The organism is Streptomyces sp. NPDC058308 (assembly GCF_042880275.1).
GTDB lineage: Bacteria > Actinomycetota > Actinomycetes > Streptomycetales > Streptomycetaceae > Streptomyces.
In genome coordinates this window covers 12,066-31,157 of record NZ_JBHVZA010000045.1, presented here as the reverse complement: position 1 = coordinate 31,157, position 19,092 = coordinate 12,066, and the positions used below count along the sequence as shown (strand labels likewise).

The window sequence follows — 19,092 nt, the reverse complement described above, 5'->3', positions numbered from 1 at the left end:
CGTTCGAGCCACGGTGAACGCTACTAACCGGTAAACCCCGGGACAAGAGCCGTGCCGCAGGCAAAGAATCATTGGGCCATTCGTAGGGACTCCACAAAGAAAGCGGCACCTCCGCAGCGCGGACGCACAGAGACCTTGACCACACCGGCGGGCTACGCTGCCGTGGAGAGACCCCGTCTACTCCGGTACGACAAGGGATTTCGCGGACCTAGCCGGCCTCGAGTCACACTCCGTGTGGGCAAGCTCACCATTGGGGACGGGTCGTAAGCCCGTGTCGGCAGTCCCTAAACTCGGCTTGTTTCAAGGAGGGAGCCATCGTGCGCAAGGTGCTCATCGCCAACCGTGGCGAAATCGCTGTCCGCGTTGCCCGGGCATGCCGGGACGCAGGGATCGCGAGCGTAGCCGTCTACGCAGACCCGGACCGGGACGCTCTGCATGTACGGGCAGCCGATGAGGCGTTCGCGCTGGGCGGTGACACTCCGGCCACCAGCTACCTGGACATCTCCAAGGTGCTGGCCGCGGCCAAGGACGCGGGGGCGGATGCCATCCACCCCGGCTACGGCTTCCTTTCGGAGAACGCCGACTTCGCGCAGGCCGTCATCGACGCGGGCCTGAACTGGATCGGCCCGCCGCCGCAGGCCATCCGCGACCTGGGTGACAAGGTCGCCGCGCGGCACATCGCGCAGCGCGCCGGCGCCCCGCTGGTCGCCGGCACCCCCGACCCCGTGTCGGGCGCCGACGAGGTGGTCGCCTTCGCCCAGGCGAACGGCCTGCCCATCGCCATCAAGGCCGCCTTCGGCGGTGGCGGGCGCGGCCTGAAGGTCGCCCGCACCCTCGAAGAGGTCCCCGAGCTGTACGACTCCGCGGTCCGCGAGGCCGTGGCGGCCTTCGGCCGCGGCGAGTGCTTCGTCGAGCGCTACCTCGACAAGCCCCGGCACGTGGAGACCCAGTGCCTGGCGGACAAGCACGGCAACGTGGTCGTCGTCTCGACCCGTGACTGCTCGCTGCAGCGCCGCCACCAGAAGCTCGTCGAGGAGGCGCCCGCGCCGTTCCTGACGCCCGAGCAGAACGCCGAGCTGTACGCCGCGTCGAAGGCCATCCTCAAGGAGGCCGGCTACGTGGGCGCGGGCACCGTCGAGTTCCTCGTCGGCGTCGACGGCACGATCTCCTTCCTGGAGGTCAACACGCGTCTGCAGGTGGAGCACCCGGTCACCGAAGAGGTCGCGGGCATCGACCTGGTCCGCGAGATGTTCCGCATCGCCGACGGCGAGGAACTCGGCTACTCAGACCCGGAGCTGCGCGGTCACTCCTTCGAGTTCCGCATCAACGGCGAGGACCCGGGCCGCGGCTTCCTGCCCGCGCCCGGCGCCGTCACCACGTTCGCGCCGCCGAGCGGCCCCGGCGTCCGCCTGGACGCGGGCGTGGAGTCCGGCTCGGTCATCGGCCCGGCCTGGGACTCGCTCCTGGCCAAGCTGATCGTCACCGGCGCGACGCGGGAGCAGGCGCTGCAGCGTGCCGCCCGCGCGCTGGACGAGTTCAACGTGGAGGGCATGGCCACCGCCATCCCCTTCCACCGTGCCGTCGTCAGGGACTCGGCGTTCGCGCCGGAACTGACCGGCTCCAGCGACCCGTTCACGGTCCACACCCGGTGGATCGAGACCGAGTTCGTCAACGAGATCCCGCCGTTCACGGCCACGGGGGACGCCGAGACGGACGAGGAGCCGGGCCGCGAGACGGTCGTCGTCGAGGTGGGCGGCAAGCGCCTCGAGGTCTCGCTGCCGTCCTCCCTCGGCATGACCATCGCGCGCACCGCGGCGGCGGGCGGCGCCCGTCCCAAGCGCCGCGCGGCCAAGAAGTCCGGCCCGGCCGCCTCCGGCGACACCCTCGCCTCGCCCATGCAGGGCACGATCGTCAAGGTCGCGGTCGAGGAGGGCCAGGAGGTCAACGAGGGCGACCTGGTCGTCGTCCTGGAGGCCATGAAGATGGAACAGCCCCTGAACGCGCACCGCTCGGGCACCATCAAGGGCCTCACCGCGGAGGTGGGCGCGAGCCTGACCTCCGGGGCGATGATCTGCGAGATCAAGGACTGACGGTCGACGTCGCGAGGTCTCCCGGGGCTCCGCCCCGGACCCCGCTCCTCAATCGCCGGAGGGGCTGATTTCTCAGCCCCTCCGGGTGATTCCAGCCCGCCCGGCGATTGAGGACGAACTCGGCGAAGCCGGTGATCGACCGAGCCCCGCTGCGGAGCACTCGCAACCACCCCGCTCCCGCCCCGCGTCCTCCCCCTCGTAGAGCCGAAGACCACGGGGGGACTTCAGTGAAACGCACGGGGGACATGTTCGGGCTGCTCGCCGCGGCGGGCGCCATCGGCGCAGGCGGCTGGCTCGCGGCGACCGCCGACGCCGGGCAGCGCTACGAGGCGGGACTCGTCCTGGGGCTGGCCGCAGGCCTCTCCGTGGCGCTCCTACGCCGCTTCACGCATCTGCCACTGGGCAGGCGCCGCCCCTACACCTTCGCCCTGCCGCTGCCCGCGCCCGACTGGCGCGCACCGCTGCCGGACCCGGGGTGCGACCCCGAGGCCCTGCGCCCGGACGCCGAGCGGCGCGCGGGACTCCTCAGCGACGCGGCCGCGCTCGGCGACGCGCTGCACCACACCTGCTCGCTCTCGGAGCAACTGCGCGCCGAGCTCGCCTCGTTCGCCGTCACGGCGGCCATCCAGGCGAGCAACTCGGTGATCCGCCCGGCCTGCGACGGACCGCTGAGCCCGGACCCCGCCTACGACTCCGCGTACGCCCTGGGGGAGCTGGTCGCGGCGGTCGAGTTCAGCCGCATCGGGATGCGCGCCCTGGCGGCCCTGGTGACGGAGCAGCCGCTGCGGCCCGACCCGCCCTGCTACTTCAACCCGCTGCACGAGCGCGGGCACGCGCGCGTGGCACCCCCGGGCGTCCCGGGCATCACGGACGGCGTCGAGGAGATCGCCGCCTGCCACGCCTGCGCCCGGCGGCCCGCACCGCTCCTGGTGCCGTCGACGGCGGGCCCGGTGCCGTACTACGAGAGCGACGCCGTCGACGTCCGCTGGCGGCTGCTCGGCTACGGCGCGGTGGTCCCGGACAACGGCGCCACGATGATCGAGACGGCCCGCGACGGCTCCCACCGCCCCGCCAGACCCGGGAAGGCTACCGAACCCGGGAAGGCCACCGCCCCCAGGCACACCACCGAACCCGGCCACACCGACCCCGGGCACGCCACCAAAAAGCTCCGCACGAAAGCGAGTTGATGATCATGAGCGAGTTGGCCGCAGGAGTGCTGAGCGGCGCGCTCATCGGCACCTGTGTCACGTATCCGCTGGTCCTGTGGCTGACCCGGAACCTGCGCGGCGGCGCCCTGCCGCCGCACCGGCGCGAGCGCAGGGCCAGGGCCGAGCTGGACGCGTTCTTCACCCGCGGGGAGCCCTGACCGGACCCGTCCGCGCCCCTGCCCTCACCCGAGAGGGCGGCGCGGTGAGTGGCATCCTTGAGGTACGCGTACGTTCACGAAGGGTGCGGGGATGACGACCGGCATGGGCCAGCAGGCGAGAGCGCCGCAGCAGACGGCACAGTCGGCGCGGGCCATGCGGGCCGACGCCCGCCGCAATTACGACCGGCTCCTCGCCGAGGCGCGCTCCGCCTTCGCCGAGCACGGCACGGGCACCTCCCTGGAGGACGTGGCGCGCCGGGCGGGCGTCGGCATCGGCACGCTCTACCGGCACTTCCCCAACCGGCACGCGCTGATGAGTGCGGTGTGGGAGGACGCGGTGAGCGATCTGCTCGCGCGCTCGCACGCGCTGCTCGACGACCCGCAGCCCTGCGCCGCGCTGGTGGCGTGGCTGCGCGCCATCATCACTCATGCGGGTGAGTATCGCGGCCTGTCGAGCGCCCTCATGACGGCGTCGCACGACGACACTTCGGCGCTCGCGCGGTGCAGCAAGCCCATGCGCGAGGCGGGCGCGGCGCTCCTTGCCCGCGCCCAGGAGGCAGGGGCCGTGCGCCCCGACGTCTCCATCTCCGACCTGCTCCAGCTGACCAACGCGATCTCGCTGGCGGCCGAAGAGACCCCGGACGATCCGGAGTTGGCCGACCGCCTGCTCACGCTGACCCTGCGAGGCCTGAAGGCGGACGGGCAGTCGACGACGTAACACCCTCGCCCCACCGCCACGCCACCCACCGCCAGACCACGCGCCGTCGCGCCACCTACCGTCGCGGCCGGGGACCCGGCACGGGCTCTCAGTGGCGGCGCAGGTCGGCGACGCGCGCGGCCCGCTCCCCGGGCGGCTGCTCCCCGAGGACGGCGCTCCGCAGCTGCTGGCCCGGTCCCGCCCCGTGGTTGCGGCGCTGCCCCGGCAGGGGCACGTCCCGGCGCTGCTGACGCCCCTTCTGGGCGGCCTCGGCACCGGGCCCCGCGCCGGGGCCGACGGCACCGCCCGCCACCGCGATCTGTACGCCCTGGTCGGCCAGGGCCTGCAGTTCCGTGGCCGCGCGGTCGTCGTGCCCCGGCGGCTCGTCGGTGACCAGGCGCGTGATGACGTCCGTCGGCACCGTCTGGAACATCGTGTCGGTGCCGAGCTTGGTGTGGTCCGCGAGGACCACGACCTCGGCCGCCGCCTGGACCAGCGCGCGGTCCACGCTCGCGGAGAGCATGTTGGACGTGGAGAGCCCGCGCTCCGCGGTCAGACCACTGCCCGACAGGAAGGCCCGCGTCACCCGCAGCCCCTGGAGGGACTGCTCGGCTCCGCTGCCCACGAGCGCGTAGTTCGAGCCGCGCAGGGTGCCGCCGGTCATGACGACTTCGACGCGGTTGGCATGGGCCAACGCCTGCGCCACCAGAAGGGAGTTGGTGACGACGGTCAAGCCGGGAACCCGCGCGAGCCGTCGGGCCAGCTCCTGCGTGGTCGTACCCGCCCCGACGACGATGGCTTCGCCCTCTTCGACGAGACCCGCCGCGAGATCGGCGATAGCCGTCTTCTCGGCGGTCGCGAGATGTGATTTCTGCGGAAAGCCGGACTCCCGCGTGAATCCGCCCGGCAATACCGCACCGCCATGTCGGCGGTCGAGGAGTCCTTCTGCCTCCAGCGCGCGCACGTCCCGCCGTACGGTCACTTCGGAGGTCTGGACGACGCGGGCGAGCTCACGGAGCGATACCGCCCCGTTGGCCCGCACCATTTCGAGGATCAATTGGCGACGTTCTGCAGCGAACACGAAACTGACAGTAACCCCAACGACCGTCTGCTTTCAGCAGTTTGCGCCGAATTACAGAAGTTGTTCGCACGACAGGGTGGGAAGTGGTATAGGTGCTTACGCCCGGCGCCTATGCCGCGCGAATGGGCGACAACACTCCGTGACCTGCGAAGAGTTGTTTCAGGCCGCAGCCCGGATCAACCCTCGCCCGCCGTCTTCCGCGTGTGGAGCTGACGCGCCACCTCGGCGATCGACCCCGAAAGCGATGGGTACACGGTGAACGCATTCGCGATCTGCTCGACCGTCAGATTGTTGTCGACCGCGATCGAGATGGGGTGGATCAGTTCCGAGGCGCGCGGTGCGACGACCACACCGCCGACCACGATTCCCGTACCCGGGCGGCAGAAGATCTTGACGAAACCGTCGCGGATGCCCTGCATCTTCGCGCGCGGATTGCGCAGCAGCGGCAGCTTGACGACACGGGCGTCGATCTTGCCGCCGTCGACATCGGCCTGGCTGTAACCGACGGTCGCGATCTCCGGGTCGGTGAAGACATTCGCCGAGACGGCCTTCAGATTCAGCGGCTGCACCGCGTCGCCCAGGAAGTGGTACATCGCGATGCGCCCCTGCATGGCGGCGACGGAGGCCAGCGCGAAGATCCCGGTCACGTCACCGGCGGCGTACACACCGGGGGCGGAGGTCCGCGAGACCTTGTCGGTCCAGATGTGGCCCGAGTCCTTCAGCTTGACCCCGGCCTCCTCCAGACCCATGCCGCTGCTGTTCGGGATGGCGCCGACGGCCATCAGGCAGTGGGTGCCGGAGATGACGCGGCCGTCGTTGAGCGTGACCTCGACCCGGTCCCCGACCCGCTTGGCGGAGGCGGCGCGGGAGCGGGACATGACGTTCATGCCGCGGCGGCGGAAGACGTCCTCCAGGACGGCGGCCGCGTCCGGGTCCTCGCCCGGCAGCACGCGGTCACGGCTGGAGACGAGCGTGACGTTGGACCCGAGGGCCTGGTAGGCGCCGGCGAACTCGGCACCGGTGACACCCGAGCCGACCACGATGAGCTCCTCGGGCAGCTCGTCGAGGTCGTACACCTGGGTCCAGTTCAGGATCCGCTCGCCGTCGGGCTGGGCGTCCGGCACCTCGCGGGGGTGGCCGCCCGTCGCGATCAGCACGGCGTCGGCGACGAGGGTCTCCTCGCTCCCGTCGGCGGCGCGCACCACGACCTTCCGCGAGCCGTCGGTGTCCTGCTGGCCCTCGAGGCGGCCCCGGCCGCGCAGCACGCGCGCGCCCGCACGGGTGACGGACGCGGTGATGTCGTGGGACTGCGCGAGCGCGAGCCGCTTCACACGGCGGTTGACCTTGCCCAGGTCGACGCCGACCACGCGCGCGGGGGTGTCGATGTGGGGGGTGTCGTCCGCGACGATGATCCCCAGCTCCTCGTACGAGGAGTCGAAGGTGGTCATCACCTCGGCCGTGGCGATCAGTGTCTTGGACGGCACGCAGTCGGTGAGCACCGACGCCCCGCCCAGACCGTCGCAGTCGACGACGGTCACCTCCGCGCCGAGCTGGGCGGCCACAAGAGCCGCCTCGTATCCGCCGGGTCCGCCGCCAATGATCACGATCCGAGTCACGTACTCCATTGTCCCGCACGCTTCAAGGTGCTTACGCGCCGGGGCCCTCCGTCCGTGGAACGCCCCCCGTCCGGGCGGTCCTCCCGCTACGTGAGGGGCGTACGTGATTGCTGCCGTACCCTCGACGACATGTCGCTCTACGCCGCGTACGCCGGCAATCTGGATCCGCGGCTCATGTCACGCCGCGCCCCGCACTCACCGCTGCGCGCGACCGGCTGGCTGACCGGCTGGCGGCTCACGTTCGGCGGGGAGCACATGGGCTGGGAAGGCGCGCTCGCCACCCTCGTCGAGGCTCCGCGCTCCCAGGTCTTCGTCACGCTCTACGACATCGCTCCCATGGACGAGGACTCCATGGACCGGTGGGAGGGCGTGGGCCTGGACATCTACCGGCGCATGCGGGTCCGCGTCCACACGCTGGAGGGCGAGGAACCCGCCTGGGTGTACGTCCTGAACGGATACGAGGGCGGGCTGCCCTCCGCGCGGTACCTGGGCGAGCTGGCCGACGCGGCGGAATCGGCGGGCGCCCCCCACGACTACGTGATGGAACTGCGCAAGCGCCCCTGTTAGGGCCCACGGCTCCCGCCCCCGTGCGGCCGCCGCCCTAGTCCACCCTCGTCGGCCCTCGTCGGCCCTCGCCCACCCGCGCCCGCCCTCGTCGGAAACGACAAGACAACGATCGCAATCCCGTAAGCATCGTCATCTACGCGCGTAGGCCATGAGCGGCTACTCTCGTCCGCGTGAACGCTTCAGTTATTCCGGACCACATCCAGGGCGACCCCTACGCCGCCGCCGACGACGCCGCCGCGCGTCTGCGTGAGCTGACGGGCGCCGAGACCCACGACGTCGCCCTCGTGATGGGCTCCGGCTGGGCGCCCGCCGTCGACGCGCTCGGCGAGCCCGAGGCCGACTTCCCCGTCACCGAGCTGCCCGGCTTCCCGCCCCCCGCGGTCGAGGGCCACGGTGGACGCATCCGCTCCATCAAGATCGGCGACAAGCGCGCGCTGGTCTTCCTGGGCCGCACCCACTACTACGAGGGCCGCGGCGTCGCCGCCGTCGCCCACGGTGTCCGCACCGCGGTGGCCGCCGGCTGCAAGACCATCGTCCTGACCAACGGCTGCGGCGGCCTGCGCGAGGGCATGCGCCCCGGCCAGCCGGTCCTGATCAGCGACCACCTCAACCTGACGGCGACGTCCCCGATCGTCGGCGCGAACTTCGTCGACCTCACGGACCTGTACTCGCCGCGGCTGCGCACCCTCTGCAAGGAGATCGACCCCTCCCTCGAAGAGGGCGTCTACGCGCAGTTCCCCGGCCCGCACTACGAGACGCCCGCCGAGATCCGCATGGCCCGCACGATCGGTGCGGACCTGGTCGGCATGTCGACCGTCCTGGAGGCCATCGCCGCGCGCGAGGCGGGTGCGGAGGTCCTCGGCATCTCCCTCGTCACGAACCTCGCCGCGGGCATGACGGGCGAGCCCCTGAACCACGAAGAGGTCCTCCAGGCGGGCCGCGACAGCGCCACCCGCATGGGCAATCTCCTCGGCAAGGTCCTCGGCCGCATCTGACCGCGGGACGGCCCCATCGACGACGCCTGGGCACAGCCCCCGTCACACACCCCCGACGGGGGCTGTGCCCACCGCCCAGCGGCACGATGACCGATGACCGATGGCCGATGACCGATGGCCGATGGCCGATGGCCGATGGCGGACGGACCACCGGCCCGCAGCCGCCGAACCGGCCTGAGGGGCCGTGGCGGTATGTCCGCCCGGAGCACAGTGGCCACGTGCCGAGGTGCATGACCACGACAGGGAACCGGGATAGCGAGGACGGACATACCGCCACGGCCCCGCCCCACACCCGAACCGAAGGCGACACCAGCCGCCGCCACCCCACCCGAGAGGTGAGCACACGTGCAGGACCACTCCGAACTCATCGCACGGGCCAAGGCCTGGCTCGCCGAGGACCCTGACCCCGAGACCCGCGAAGAGCTGGCCAAGCTCATCGACGCCGAGGACACCGCCGAACTGACCGCCCGTTTCGCCGGCACCCTCCAGTTCGGCACCGCAGGACTCCGCGGCGAACTCGGCGCGGGCCCCATGCGCATGAACCGCTCCGTGGTCATCCGCGCCGCCGCGGGCCTCGCCGCGTACCTCAAGGCGAAGGGACAGACCGACGGCCTGGTCGTCGTCGGCTACGACGCCCGCCACAAGTCCGCCGACTTCGCCCGCGACACGGCCGCCGTCATGACCGGCGCCGGTCTGCGCGCGGCCGTCCTCCCCCGCCCCCTCCCGACCCCCGTGCTCGCCTTCGCCATAAGGCACCTCGGCGCGGTCGCGGGCGTGGAGGTCACGGCCAGCCACAACCCGCCCCGCGACAACGGCTACAAGGTGTACCTCGGCGACGGCTCCCAGATCGTGCCGCCCGCCGACGCGGAGATCGCCGCCGAGATCGACGCGATCACGAGCCTCCACGACGTGCCGCGCCCCGAGGCCGGCTGGGAAACCCTCTCCGACGACGTCCTGGCGGCCTACCTGGCCCGTACGGACGCCGTCCTCGCCCCGGACTCCCCGCGCACCGCCCACGCCGTCTACACGGCCATGCACGGCGTCGGCAAGGACACCCTCCTGGCCGCCTTCGCCCGCGCCGGCTTCCCCGCGCCCACGCTCGTCGCCGAGCAGGCCGAACCGGACCCGGACTTCCCCACGGTCGCGTTCCCGAACCCGGAGGAGCCGGGCGCGATGGACCTGGCCTTCGCGACGGCGTCCCGCACGACGCCCGCCCCCGACCTGATCATCGCCAACGACCCGGACGCGGACCGCTGCGCGGCGGCCGTCAAGAACGGCGAAGAATGGCGAATGCTCCGCGGTGACGAGGTGGGCGCCCTCCTCGCCGCACACCTGGTAGCCCGCGGCGCCCGAGGCACCTTCGCCGAGTCGATCGTCTCCTCGTCCCTCCTCGGCCGCATCGCCGACAAGGCGGGCCTCCCGTACGAGGAGACCCTGACCGGCTTCAAGTGGATCGCCCGCGTGGACGGCCTGCGCTACGGCTACGAAGAGGCACTCGGGTACTGCGTGGACCCCGAGGGCGTCCGCGACAAGGACGGCATCACCGCCGCCCTCCTCCTCACGGAACTCGCGTCCGAGCTGAAGGAGCAGGGCCGTACGCTCCTCGACCTGCTCGACGACCTGGCCGTGGAGCACGGTCTGCACGCCACCGACCAGCTGTCGGTGCGCGTGGAGGACCTGTCCCTGATCGCCGACGCGATGCGCCGCCTGCGCGAGCAGCCGCCGACGGAGCTCGCGGGCCTGCCCGTGAGCAAGGCGGAGGATCTGACGCAGGGAACGGACGCCCTGCCGCCCACGGACGGCCTGCGCTACACGCTCGACGGCGCCCGGGTGATCGTGCGCCCGAGCGGTACGGAGCCGAAGCTCAAGTGCTACCTGGAGGTGGTGGTCCCGGTGGCGTCCAAGGCGGACCTCCCCGCGGCCCGAGCCGAGGCGGCGCGGACGCTCGCGACGATCAAGCGCGACCTGTCGGCCGCGGCGGGCATCTGACGGGAGCGCGGCACCAGCGGCGCACCCGAGGCGCACCCGAGGCCACCCGTGCGAGTGGTTCCGCTAGCGCAGCTGCCGCAGTGATCCGGTGCGCTGCCGGTCCCCCAGGAAGGGACGACCGGTAGCGCACGATCACGTTCCGGGGAGCTGCCGCAGTGCCGTACGGAATCTCCGACTCTTCCACCGCCACCGCCACCGCCGCCCCGTCCCGCGTACCCCCGTCCAGGAGCCCCGGCGGCGTCGCCCGCCCGCCCGCGGGCTTCGGCGGCCGCGTGGCCCGGGCCCTGCGGCACGCCTCCCCCGCGCTCCTCGCGTACGCCGCCGTGCGCGTCCTCGGCCTGCTCGTCCTCACCGAGTGGGCGCACCGGGAGCACCGCGGGGTCCGGCATCTGCTGATGAGGTCCTGGGACTGCGACTGGTACCTGAAGATCGCCGCACACGGGTACACGGACACCCTCGGGACCCGGATCGACGCGAACAACCTGGCGTTCTTCCCGCTGCACCCGATGCTCGTCAGGGCGGGCGACACGCTGTTCCCCTGGCTGCCGCGCGGCGCGGCGGGCCTGGGCATCGCGCTGGTCTGCTCGTTCCTCGCGGCGTGGGGGATCTTCGCGGTGGGCGACCGGCTGTACGGCCGCCGGGCCGGGGTCGTCCTCGCGGTTCTCTGGGGCAGCCTGCCGGTCGCGCTCGTGCAGTGGATGGGCTACACGGAATCGCTCTTCACGGCGCTCACCGCCTGGTCGCTGTACGCGGTACTCACCGGCCGATACATGTGGGCGGGCTCTCTGGCCGCACTCGCGGGGCTCACCCGCCCCACGGGGGTGGCGCTCGCCGCGGCGGTGTCCGTGACGGCGCTCCTGTCGCTGTGGGGCCGCTTCTCCGTACCCCGCTCCCCCCACCCCCTGCGCCCCGTCCTGGGCGCCCTGCTCGCCCCGCTCGGCTGGCTCGCGTACGTCGCGTGGGTGGGCCTGCGCCTGGGCCGCTGGGACGGCTACTTCGCCGTGCAGAAGCTGTGGCGCAACGACTGGGACGGCGGCGTGGAGACGCTGCGCCGGATGCAGGGCCTGCTCGTGGTCGAGCGGCCGCCGCTGTTCCTGGCCATGGTGACGGCGACGCTGCTGGGGGCGGTGGTCCTCTTCGCGCTCTGCGCGGGGGACGGCCAGCCGGTGCCGTTGCTGCTGTTCACCGGCCTGTTGCTGCTGATCGTCCTGGGCAGCAGCGGGGTGTACTTCCCGCGGGCCCGCTTCCTGCTGCCCGGTTTTCCGCTGCTGCTGCCGCTCGCCGTGACGCTCGCGCGGGCGAGGACGCGGGTGACGGTGACGGTGCTGACGGCGGCGGCGCTCGGCTCGGCGGCGTCCGGCGGCCACATGCTCCTGGCGTGGCTGGGCCCGCCGTAAACCAACCGGACTCGCACCCACGTCAGCCCACGTTCAGGTCAGGTCAGCTCAGCCCACATCAGCTCAGATCAGCCCAAGCCATCTCAGCTCAGGTCACGGCGAGCAGCACCGCAAGCAGCACCGCGCCCGCGAGAGCCGGCGCGATGATCTCGTACGCCCAGCGCACCACGGGATCGCCCTGCGCGGACTCGGCGCTCGCCTGGCGTTCGGCCAGTTCGCGGAGGTCGTCCATGGACTGGTCGCCCGCGGAGCGCGTGGACGGCGCGTTGGGGTCGAGGAAGGGGCGGCCCGTCGTCGGGTCGCCGGCCGCGGCGGCCTGCGACTGCCTGCGTGCCGCCCGCTTGCGGCCGCGCAGCGAGACGGGGATCGCCCAGAGCTGGAACTTGGCGCCGGTGCCGGTCAGGACCTCGTTGGAGTATCCGGAGCGGAGCGTCGCGACGGACGCCCACGGCAGCGTGATGGTCCGGAACGGGTTGCGGATGCGGAGCCGGTCGTCGTTGGCGGACACGACGGGCCGCAGGGTGTACGCGATGACCAGCGGCACCGCGATCAGCAGTCCGGCGAGCGCGAGCCACGGGGTGCGGCCCTCGCCGCGGGCGACGGCGTCGATGCCGAGCCAGGCGCCCAGGGCGAGCAGCAGGATGCCGCCGGCGATGCCGGCGGGGGACCGGAAGGTGCGGTCCTTGTACGCGGGCTCCGCCACGGGGTTCTGGGGGTCGCTCATACCCTGATTCTGCCTGAAGCCCGCCCGGCCCCCCAGCGCCGGTACCCACCCGTACCGGGAAGCGGCCCCGCGACAGGCGCGCCCGCGCCACTCGCCCCCGCTCGCCCGCGCCACTCGCCCCCGCCCCGGAGGCGGCCCCGCCCCCACCCCTGTACAGCAGCTACGCGCGTAGATATGCTCCCCTCGTGACCATGCCCACTGCATTCGCTGACGTGACCGCGTCCGAGAGCACGCTCCGCCGCTTCCTGCACGGACTGCCCGGCGTCGACGCGGTCGGCCTGGAGGCGCGTGCCGCCTCGCTCGGTACCCGTTCGATCAAGACCACGGCCAAGGCGTACGCCATCGACCTGGCCATCTCGATGATCGACCTGACGACGCTCGAGGGCGCCGACACCCCCGGCAAGGTCCGGGCGCTCGGCGCGAAGGCCGTGCATCCGGACCCGACCGACCGCGGGACCCCGCGCACCGCGGCCGTCTGCGTCTATCCGGACATGGTCGCCACCGCCAAGGAGGCCGTCGCGGGCAGCGGCGTGAAGGTCGCCTCCGTGGCGACCGCCTTCCCCGCGGGCCGCGCCGCCATCGACGTCAAGCTCGGCGACGTGCGCGAGGCCGTCGCGGCGGGCGCCGACGAGATCGACATGGTCATCGACCGGGGCGCCTTCCTCTCCGGGGACTACATGACGGTGTTCGAGCAGATCCGCGCCGTGAAGGAGGCCTGCGGCACCGCCCGTCTGAAGGTCATCTTCGAGACCGGTGAGCTCTCGACGTACGACAACATCAAGCGCGCCAGCTGGATCGGCATGATCGCGGGCGCCGACTTCATCAAGACGTCGACGGGCAAGGTCGGCGTCAACGCCACCCCGTCCAACACGCTGCTGATGCTGGAGGCCGTCCGCGACTTCCGCGCGCAGACCGGCGTGCAGATCGGTGTGAAGCCCGCGGGCGGCATCCGCTCCACCAAGGACGCGGTGAAGTTCCTCGTCCTGGTGAACGAGACGGCGGGACCCGACTGGCTGGACAACCACTGGTTCCGCTTCGGCGCCTCGTCGCTCCTCAACGACCTGCTGATGCAGCGCCAGAAGCTGGCCACAGGACGCTACTCCGGCCCTGACTACGTGACGGTGGACTGACCCATGACCTCCACTCCTTTCGAGTACGCACCCGCGCCCGAGTCCCGCTCCGTCGTCGACATCGCGCCCAGCTACGGCCTGTTCATCGACGGCGAGTTCACCGAGGCCGCCGACGGCAAGGTCTTCAAGACGGTCTCCCCGTCGACCGAAGAGGTCCTCTCCGAAGTCGCGCAGGCCTCCTCCGAAGACGTCGACCGCGCCGTGAAGGCCGCCCGCAAGGCCTTCGAGAAGTGGTCCGCGCTGCCGGGCGCCGAGCGTGCCAAGTACCTCTTCCGCATCGCCCGGATCATCCAGGAGCGCAGCCGCGAACTGGCCGTCCTGGAGACGCTGGACAACGGAAAGCCCATCAAGGAGACGCGCGACGCCGACCTCCCCCTGGTCGCCGCGCACTTCTTCTACTACGCGGGCTGGGCCGACAAGCTCGACCACGCGGGGTACGGCGCGAACCCGGCCCCGCTCGGCGTCGCGGGCCAGGTCATCCCGTGGAACTTCCCGCTCCTGATGCTGGCCTGGAAGATCGCCCCGGCGCTCGCCACCGGCAACACGGTCGTCCTGAAGCCCGCCGAGACCACCCCCCTGAGCGCCCTGTTCTTCGCGGACATCTGCCGCCAGGCGGGCCTGCCCAAGGGCGTCGTCAACATCCTTCCCGGGTACGGCGACGCGGGCGCGGCGCTGACCTCCCACCCCGACGTGAACAAGGTCGCCTTCACCGGCTCGACCGCCGTCGGCAAGGCGATCGCCCGCCAGGTCGCGGGCACGGACAAGAAGGTCACGCTCGAACTGGGCGGCAAGGGCGCGAACATCGTCTTCGACGACGCCCCCATCGACCAGGCGGTCGAGGGCATCGTCACGGGCATCTTCTTCAACCAGGGCCAGGTCTGCTGCGCGGGCTCGCGTCTCCTCGTACAGGAGTCGGTCCAGGACGAGGTACTCGACGCGCTCAAGCGGCGCCTGGCCACCCTGCGCCTGGGCAACCCGCTCGACAAGAACACCGACATCGGCGCCATCAACTCCGCCGAGCAGCTCGCCCGCATCACCGCGCTCGCCGAGACCGGCGAGGCGGAGGGCGCCGAGCGCTGGTCGGCGCCGTGCGACCTGCCGTCCTCCGGCTACTGGTTCGCGCCGACGCTCTTCACCAACGTCACGCAGGCGCACACCATCGCCCGCGACGAGATCTTCGGCCCGGTGCTCTCGGTGCTGTCCTTCCGCACGCCGGACGAGGCGGTCGCCAAGGCCAACAACACCCAGTACGGGCTCTCCGCCGGCATCTGGACGGAGAAGGGCTCGCGCATCCTCGCGGTCGCGAACAAGCTCCGGGCGGGCGTCGTCTGGGCCAACACTTTCAACAAGTTCGACCCGACGTCGCCGTTCGGCGGATACAAGGAGTCGGGCTTCGGCCGCGAGGGCGGCCGGCACGGGCTGGAGGCGTACCTCGATGTCTGACCGACTCACGGTTCTCAAGACCTACAAGCTGTACGTCGGGGGCAAGTTCCCCCGCTCCGAGAGCGGCCGGGTGTACGAGGTGACGGACTCCAAGAGCAAGTGGCTGGCCAACGCGCCGCTGGCGTCCCGCAAGGACGCGCGTGACGCCGTCGTGGCCGCGCGCAAGGCGCAGGGGGGCTGGGCCGGCGCGACCGCGTACAACCGCGGCCAGGTCCTCTACCGCGTCGCGGAGATGCTGGAGGGCCGCAAGGACCAGTTCGTACGGGAGGTGGCGGACGCGGAGGGCATCTCCAAGTCCAAGGCCGTCGCCCAGGTCGACGCGGCGATCGACCGCTGGGTCTGGTACGCGGGCTGGACCGACAAGATCGCCCAGGTCGTGGGCGGGGCGAACCCGGTCGCGGGCCCGTTCTTCAACCTGTCGACGCCGGAGCCGACCGGTGTGGTCGCGGTCGTCGCGCCCCAGGAGTCGTCGTTCCTGGGCCTGGTCTCCGTGGTCGCCCCGGTGATCGCGACGGGTAACACGGCCGTCGTCGTCGCCGCCGAGAAGTCCCCGCTGCCCGCGCTCTCGCTGGGCGAGGTCCTCGCGACATCCGACGTGCCCGGTGGCGTGGTCAACATCCTGACCGGGAAGACCGCCGAGATCGCGGCCCCGCTCGCCGCCCACCAGGACGTCAACGCGATCGACCTGACGGGTGCGGACGCGGACCTGGCGCGCGATCTGGAGATCGCGGCCGCGGACAACCTCAAGCGCGTGCTGCGTCCACAGCCTGTGGACTTCTCCGCCGACCCCGGGACGCACCGCCTGACGGCCTTCCTTGAGACCAAGACGGTCTGGCACCCGACGGGTTCGCTCGGCGCGTCCGGTTCGGCCTACTAGCCGCTCCCGCACCGCGAAGCCCCGGCCTCCTTTCGTCCAGGAGACCGGGGCTTCGTCGTCATACCTCTGGATACCTCTGGGCGGTTCACAGCCCGAAACGTGCCGCGATCCCGTCGAGCACGCACTCCAGGCCCGTCTCGAACTCCCAGGACGGGTCGTCCTTGCGCGTCGCCTCGTGGGTGTAGCGCCGGTACGTGGGGTAGCGCCCGGTCTCGATCAGGTAGGTCATCTGCGGGGCGAGGCCGATCCTCATCTCGTCCGGAGACTTCCAGTCCTGCCGCCGCAGGTACTCGCTCAGCGTCACCTCGGACCGGACCATGCCGCCCACGTAGGCGGTGACGGTGCGGAAGACGGCCATCATCGTGTCGACGTCGAGGCCGTGCCCGTCGAGCGCGGCGAGCTGACGCTCCGCCGACTCGAACCGGTTCGGCGTCAACGCGTGCAGCGGGGTGGGCAGTTCGGCCATCCACCGGTGCCGCAGCGTCATCTCGCGGGTGGCGCGCGCGGACTCCCGCAGCACGTCGCGCCAGCCCGTCACCTCGGCGGGCGGCCCCAGCTCGGCCGAGACCGTGTCGACCATCAGCGCCAGCAGGTCGTCCTTGCCCGAGACATGGCGGTACGCGGCCATGGGCGCGACGCCCAGCTCGGTGGCGAGGCGGCGCATGGTGACGGCCGCGATGCCCTCGGCGTCGGCGACCCGGACCGCGACGGCGGCGATGCGCTGGGGAGTGAGCGCCGTGCGGGGCGCGGACGCGGGGCGTTCCAGGCGCTCCCAGAGGGTGACCTCCGGTTCGTCCTTCTTCTGCGTGACCATGCGTACAGCGTATCCCTTGTGGACGCCGTACACACTGGAGTGTACGTTGTACGCAACTCGATACGCCGTACACGGCCGTGCCGTCCACACCAGGGGGTCCCCATGAACAGTCAGCCGCAGCAGCTCCGCGTCGCGGTCCTCGTCGGCTCCACCCGCGAGGGCCGCTTCGCCCCCGTCGTCACCCGCTGGGTCAAGCGCCACCTGGACCAGCGCGACGACATGCGCGTCGACGTCGTCGACCTCGCCGAGACCCCGCTGCCCACGGTCATGCCCCCCTTCGGCGGACCGGCCGCGCCCGGCACCGAGGAGGCCCTCGCCCTGGTCTCGCCGCGCCTGGCGGCGGCCGACGCGTTCGTGTTCATCACGCCGGAGTACAACCACAGCTTCCCGGCGAGCCTGAAGAACGCCATCGACTGGCACAACGAGCAGTGGCACGCCAAGCCCATCGGCTTCGTCTCCTACGGGGCCATCTCCGGCGGCCTGCGGGCGGTCGAGCAACTCCGCCTCGTGATGGCCGAGTTGAACGCGACGACCATCCGCAACACCGTCAGCCTGCACAACGCCTGGGGCCTGTTCGACACCGACGGACACATGACGGAACCGGCCAGCGACGCCGCCGTCAAGACCATGCTCGACCAGCTCGCCTGGTGGGCGCTCGCGCTACGCGACGCGAAGGCCGTCCGCCCGTACGCCGCCTGACGCACCGTCGACCCCACCGCGAGGACGTCATGAACCAGCGCACGGAAACCACCACGCCCACCGCCCAGGAACCGGCGCCTGCGCGGGCCCCGGCGGGCACCCCGGAACCGCCCTCCCGCCTCGCCGTCCTCGGACTGCTCCTCGGCATCATCCTGGCGACACTCGACGGCACGATCGTCGGCACCGCGCTCCCGACGATCGTCGGTGACCTCGGCGGCCTCGGCCACTTCTCCTGGGTGGTGACGGCCTATCTGCTCACCGCCGCCGTCTCCACCCCGATCTGGGGCAAGCTGGGCGACCTCTACGGTCGCAAGGGCAGCTACCAGACCTCCATCTCGGTCTTCCTCGTCGGCTCCGTGCTCTGCGGACTCGCCCAGAACATGGAGCAGTTGATCGCCTTCCGCGCCCTGCAGGGGCTCGGCGCTGGCGGACTCTTCGTGGGGGCGATGTCGCTCATCGGGACACTGCTGCCGCCCGCGCAGGCGGGACGTTCCCAGTCGATGATCGGCGTGCTGCTGCCCGTCGCGATGATCGGCGGCCCGCTGCTCGGCGGCTTCCTCACCGACCAGCTGGACTGGCGCTGGGTCTTCTACGTCAACGTGCCCGTCGGCGTGGCCGCGCTCCTGATCGTCGGCCTCCTCGTCCAGGTGCGCGGCGAACGCAGCACGGCCCGCGTCGACGTCGCGGGCGCCGCCCTCCTCACGCTGGGCATCCTGGCCCTGACGCTGCTCGGAACCTGGGGCGGCACGACGTACGACTGGCTCTCCCCGCAGACCGGCTCCCTCGCGCTGCTCGCGGCGGCCGCGCTCGCCGCCTTCGCCCTGGTGGAACGGCGCGCCCCCGAACCGGTCATCCCGCCCCGCCTGTTCCGCGACCGCAACTTCACGCTCGCGCAGGTGCTCACCTTCCTCGCGGGCGCGGCGATGCTGGGCGCGGCCAGCTACCTTCCGCAGTACATGCAGTTCGTGCGCGGCCAGTCGTCGACGGCGAGCGGCCTCCTGCTGCTTCCGCTGATGCTGGGCATGATGGGCGCGCAGCTGTACATCGGGCGGGCGGTCGGCAACGGCGGCGGGTACCGCGCGTACCCGATCGCGGGCGGCGCCGTCGCCACGGTGGGCGCCCTGGCCCTGCTGACCGTCGACGTGGACACGCCCACGGCCGTCGCCTCCGCGCTGACGTTCGTGCTCGGCGCGGGCCTCGGCTGCCTGATGCAGCCGTCACTGCTGATCACCATGAACAGCGCGGAGCCCCGCGACATGGGCGCCGCCAGCGGCACCACCACGCTGCTGCGCACCATCGGCGGCTCGCTCGGCGTCGCCGTGCTCGGCTCCGTCTACACCGACCGCATGACCGACACCGTCACCGACCGGCTCGGCCCGGACGGCGAGCGCCTCGCGGGCGGCCACGAACTGACCCCCGCGGTCCTGCACGGCCTGCCCGAACCGGTGCGGGACGCCTTCCGGTCCGGGGTCACCGGCGGACTGCACGGCGTCATGGCCGGCACGGCCGTCCTGTGCGCCGCCACCTTCGCGACCGCCTGGCTGATCCGCGAGGTGCCGTTGCGGTCGCGGACGGACACGAAGGCGGAATCCGGGGACTAGGGGCCT

The 19,092-nt window shown here is 71.9% G+C and carries 17 protein-coding genes; 13 read left to right on the top strand and 4 right to left on the bottom strand.

All coding sequences use genetic code 11. The features are described 5' to 3' along the window. Positions 1-317: 317 nt before the first annotated feature. The 4 genes from ACFVYL_RS35615 to ACFVYL_RS35600 all read left to right on the top strand — a co-directional run bounded on the left by ACFVYL_RS35615 (position 318) and on the right by ACFVYL_RS35600 (position 4,174). A complete protein-coding gene (locus ACFVYL_RS35615) occupies positions 318-2,090 on the top strand; it encodes an acetyl/propionyl/methylcrotonyl-CoA carboxylase subunit alpha (RefSeq protein ID WP_389723692.1) in 1,773 nt (590 codons plus the stop codon). 227 nt (positions 2,091-2,317) lie between these two features. Next, a complete protein-coding gene (locus ACFVYL_RS35610) occupies positions 2,318-3,277 on the top strand; it encodes a hypothetical protein (protein WP_389723689.1) in 960 nt (319 codons plus the stop codon). 5 nt (positions 3,278-3,282) lie between these two features. Continuing rightward, positions 3,283-3,456 (top strand): hypothetical protein, encoded by a 174-nt coding sequence (locus ACFVYL_RS35605; protein ID WP_361716011.1) that lies wholly within the window; start codon positions 3,283-3,285, stop codon positions 3,454-3,456. Between the two features lie 154 nt (positions 3,457-3,610). Further along, positions 3,611-4,174: a TetR/AcrR family transcriptional regulator gene (locus tag ACFVYL_RS35600; protein ID WP_389723736.1), complete on the top strand. Its 564-nt coding sequence runs from the start codon at positions 3,611-3,613 to the stop codon at positions 4,172-4,174. Between the two features lie 88 nt (positions 4,175-4,262). Here ACFVYL_RS35600 and ACFVYL_RS35595 read toward each other — a convergent pair whose 3' ends face one another. Both ACFVYL_RS35595 and ACFVYL_RS35590 read right to left on the bottom strand, forming a co-directional pair. Next, positions 4,263-5,234, bottom strand: coding sequence for a DeoR/GlpR family DNA-binding transcription regulator (locus ACFVYL_RS35595; RefSeq protein WP_389723686.1), 972 nt, complete (start codon positions 5,232-5,234; stop codon positions 4,263-4,265). Between the two features lie 176 nt (positions 5,235-5,410). Continuing rightward, positions 5,411-6,859, bottom strand: a complete 1,449-nt coding sequence (locus tag ACFVYL_RS35590; protein ID WP_389723683.1) for an NAD(P)H-quinone dehydrogenase — start codon at positions 6,857-6,859, stop codon at positions 5,411-5,413. Between the two features lie 120 nt (positions 6,860-6,979). Here ACFVYL_RS35590 and ACFVYL_RS35585 point away from each other — a divergent pair, with 120 nt between their 5' ends. From ACFVYL_RS35585 to ACFVYL_RS35570, 4 genes are all read left to right on the top strand, one after another. After that, complete coding sequence (locus ACFVYL_RS35585) at positions 6,980-7,417, top strand: gamma-glutamylcyclotransferase (protein WP_389723680.1); 438 nt, start codon at positions 6,980-6,982, stop codon at positions 7,415-7,417. Positions 7,418-7,587: 170 nt separating this feature from the next. Next, positions 7,588-8,412, top strand: a complete 825-nt coding sequence (locus ACFVYL_RS35580) for a purine-nucleoside phosphorylase (RefSeq protein WP_389723677.1) — start codon at positions 7,588-7,590, stop codon at positions 8,410-8,412. A gap of 345 nt (positions 8,413-8,757) precedes the next feature. After that, positions 8,758-10,401: a phospho-sugar mutase gene (locus tag ACFVYL_RS35575; RefSeq protein ID WP_389723675.1), complete on the top strand. Its 1,644-nt coding sequence runs from the start codon at positions 8,758-8,760 to the stop codon at positions 10,399-10,401. Between the two features lie 155 nt (positions 10,402-10,556). Further along, on the top strand, positions 10,557-11,798 hold the full coding sequence (locus ACFVYL_RS35570) for a hypothetical protein (RefSeq protein ID WP_389723672.1): 1,242 nt from the start codon (positions 10,557-10,559) through the stop codon (positions 11,796-11,798). Between the two features lie 88 nt (positions 11,799-11,886). Here the strand turns inward: ACFVYL_RS35570 and ACFVYL_RS35565 are convergent, their stop codons facing one another. Further along, positions 11,887-12,522, bottom strand: coding sequence for a PH domain-containing protein (locus ACFVYL_RS35565; protein WP_389723669.1), 636 nt, complete (start codon positions 12,520-12,522; stop codon positions 11,887-11,889). A 191-nt stretch (positions 12,523-12,713) separates the two neighbouring features. Here ACFVYL_RS35565 and deoC point away from each other — a divergent pair, with 191 nt between their 5' ends. The 3 genes from deoC to ACFVYL_RS35550 are packed head-to-tail and all read left to right on the top strand — an operon-like array spanning position 12,714 to position 15,972. Continuing rightward, on the top strand, positions 12,714-13,652 hold the full coding sequence (gene deoC / locus ACFVYL_RS35560) for a deoxyribose-phosphate aldolase (RefSeq protein WP_389723732.1): 939 nt from the start codon (positions 12,714-12,716) through the stop codon (positions 13,650-13,652). Between the two features lie 3 nt (positions 13,653-13,655). Then, a complete protein-coding gene (locus ACFVYL_RS35555; protein ID WP_389723667.1) occupies positions 13,656-15,095 on the top strand; it encodes an aldehyde dehydrogenase family protein in 1,440 nt (479 codons plus the stop codon). Next, positions 15,088-15,972: an aldehyde dehydrogenase family protein gene (locus ACFVYL_RS35550; protein ID WP_389723664.1), complete on the top strand. Its 885-nt coding sequence runs from the start codon at positions 15,088-15,090 to the stop codon at positions 15,970-15,972. Before ACFVYL_RS35555 ends, ACFVYL_RS35550 begins: the two co-directional genes overlap by 8 nt. Before the next feature lie 85 nt (positions 15,973-16,057). Here ACFVYL_RS35550 and ACFVYL_RS35545 read toward each other — a convergent pair whose 3' ends face one another. Beyond that, positions 16,058-16,786, bottom strand: a complete 729-nt coding sequence (locus ACFVYL_RS35545; protein ID WP_389723661.1) for a TetR/AcrR family transcriptional regulator — start codon at positions 16,784-16,786, stop codon at positions 16,058-16,060. A 102-nt stretch (positions 16,787-16,888) separates the two neighbouring features. Between ACFVYL_RS35545 and ACFVYL_RS35540 the strand changes: the two genes are divergently transcribed. Both ACFVYL_RS35540 and ACFVYL_RS35535 read left to right on the top strand, forming a co-directional pair. Then, entirely contained in the window at positions 16,889-17,485 is a 597-nt protein-coding gene (locus ACFVYL_RS35540; protein ID WP_389723659.1) for an NADPH-dependent FMN reductase, read from the top strand. A gap of 29 nt (positions 17,486-17,514) precedes the next feature. Continuing rightward, positions 17,515-19,086: an MDR family MFS transporter gene (locus ACFVYL_RS35535; protein WP_389723656.1), complete on the top strand. Its 1,572-nt coding sequence runs from the start codon at positions 17,515-17,517 to the stop codon at positions 19,084-19,086. The last annotated feature ends 6 nt before the right edge of the window (positions 19,087-19,092 follow it).

Coding starts and splice junctions, on each gene's coding strand:
- ACFVYL_RS35605 (WP_361716011.1), top strand. CDS start 3,283: ATGAGCGAGTTGGCCGCAGGAGTGCTGAGCGGCGCGCTCATCGGCACC.
- ACFVYL_RS35600 (WP_389723736.1), top strand. CDS start 3,611: ATGCGGGCCGACGCCCGCCGCAATTACGACCGGCTCCTCGCCGAGGCG.
- ACFVYL_RS35590 (WP_389723683.1), bottom strand. CDS start 6,859: ATGGAGTACGTGACTCGGATCGTGATCATTGGCGGCGGACCCGGCGGA.
- ACFVYL_RS35585 (WP_389723680.1), top strand. CDS start 6,980: ATGTCGCTCTACGCCGCGTACGCCGGCAATCTGGATCCGCGGCTCATG.
- ACFVYL_RS35565 (WP_389723669.1), bottom strand. CDS start 12,522: ATGAGCGACCCCCAGAACCCCGTGGCGGAGCCCGCGTACAAGGACCGC.
- deoC (WP_389723732.1), top strand. CDS start 12,714: ATGCCCACTGCATTCGCTGACGTGACCGCGTCCGAGAGCACGCTCCGC.
- ACFVYL_RS35555 (WP_389723667.1), top strand. CDS start 13,656: ATGACCTCCACTCCTTTCGAGTACGCACCCGCGCCCGAGTCCCGCTCC.
- ACFVYL_RS35550 (WP_389723664.1), top strand. CDS start 15,088: ATGTCTGACCGACTCACGGTTCTCAAGACCTACAAGCTGTACGTCGGG.
- ACFVYL_RS35545 (WP_389723661.1), bottom strand. CDS start 16,786: ATGGTCACGCAGAAGAAGGACGAACCGGAGGTCACCCTCTGGGAGCGC.
- ACFVYL_RS35540 (WP_389723659.1), top strand. CDS start 16,889: ATGAACAGTCAGCCGCAGCAGCTCCGCGTCGCGGTCCTCGTCGGCTCC.
- ACFVYL_RS35535 (WP_389723656.1), top strand. CDS start 17,515: ATGAACCAGCGCACGGAAACCACCACGCCCACCGCCCAGGAACCGGCG.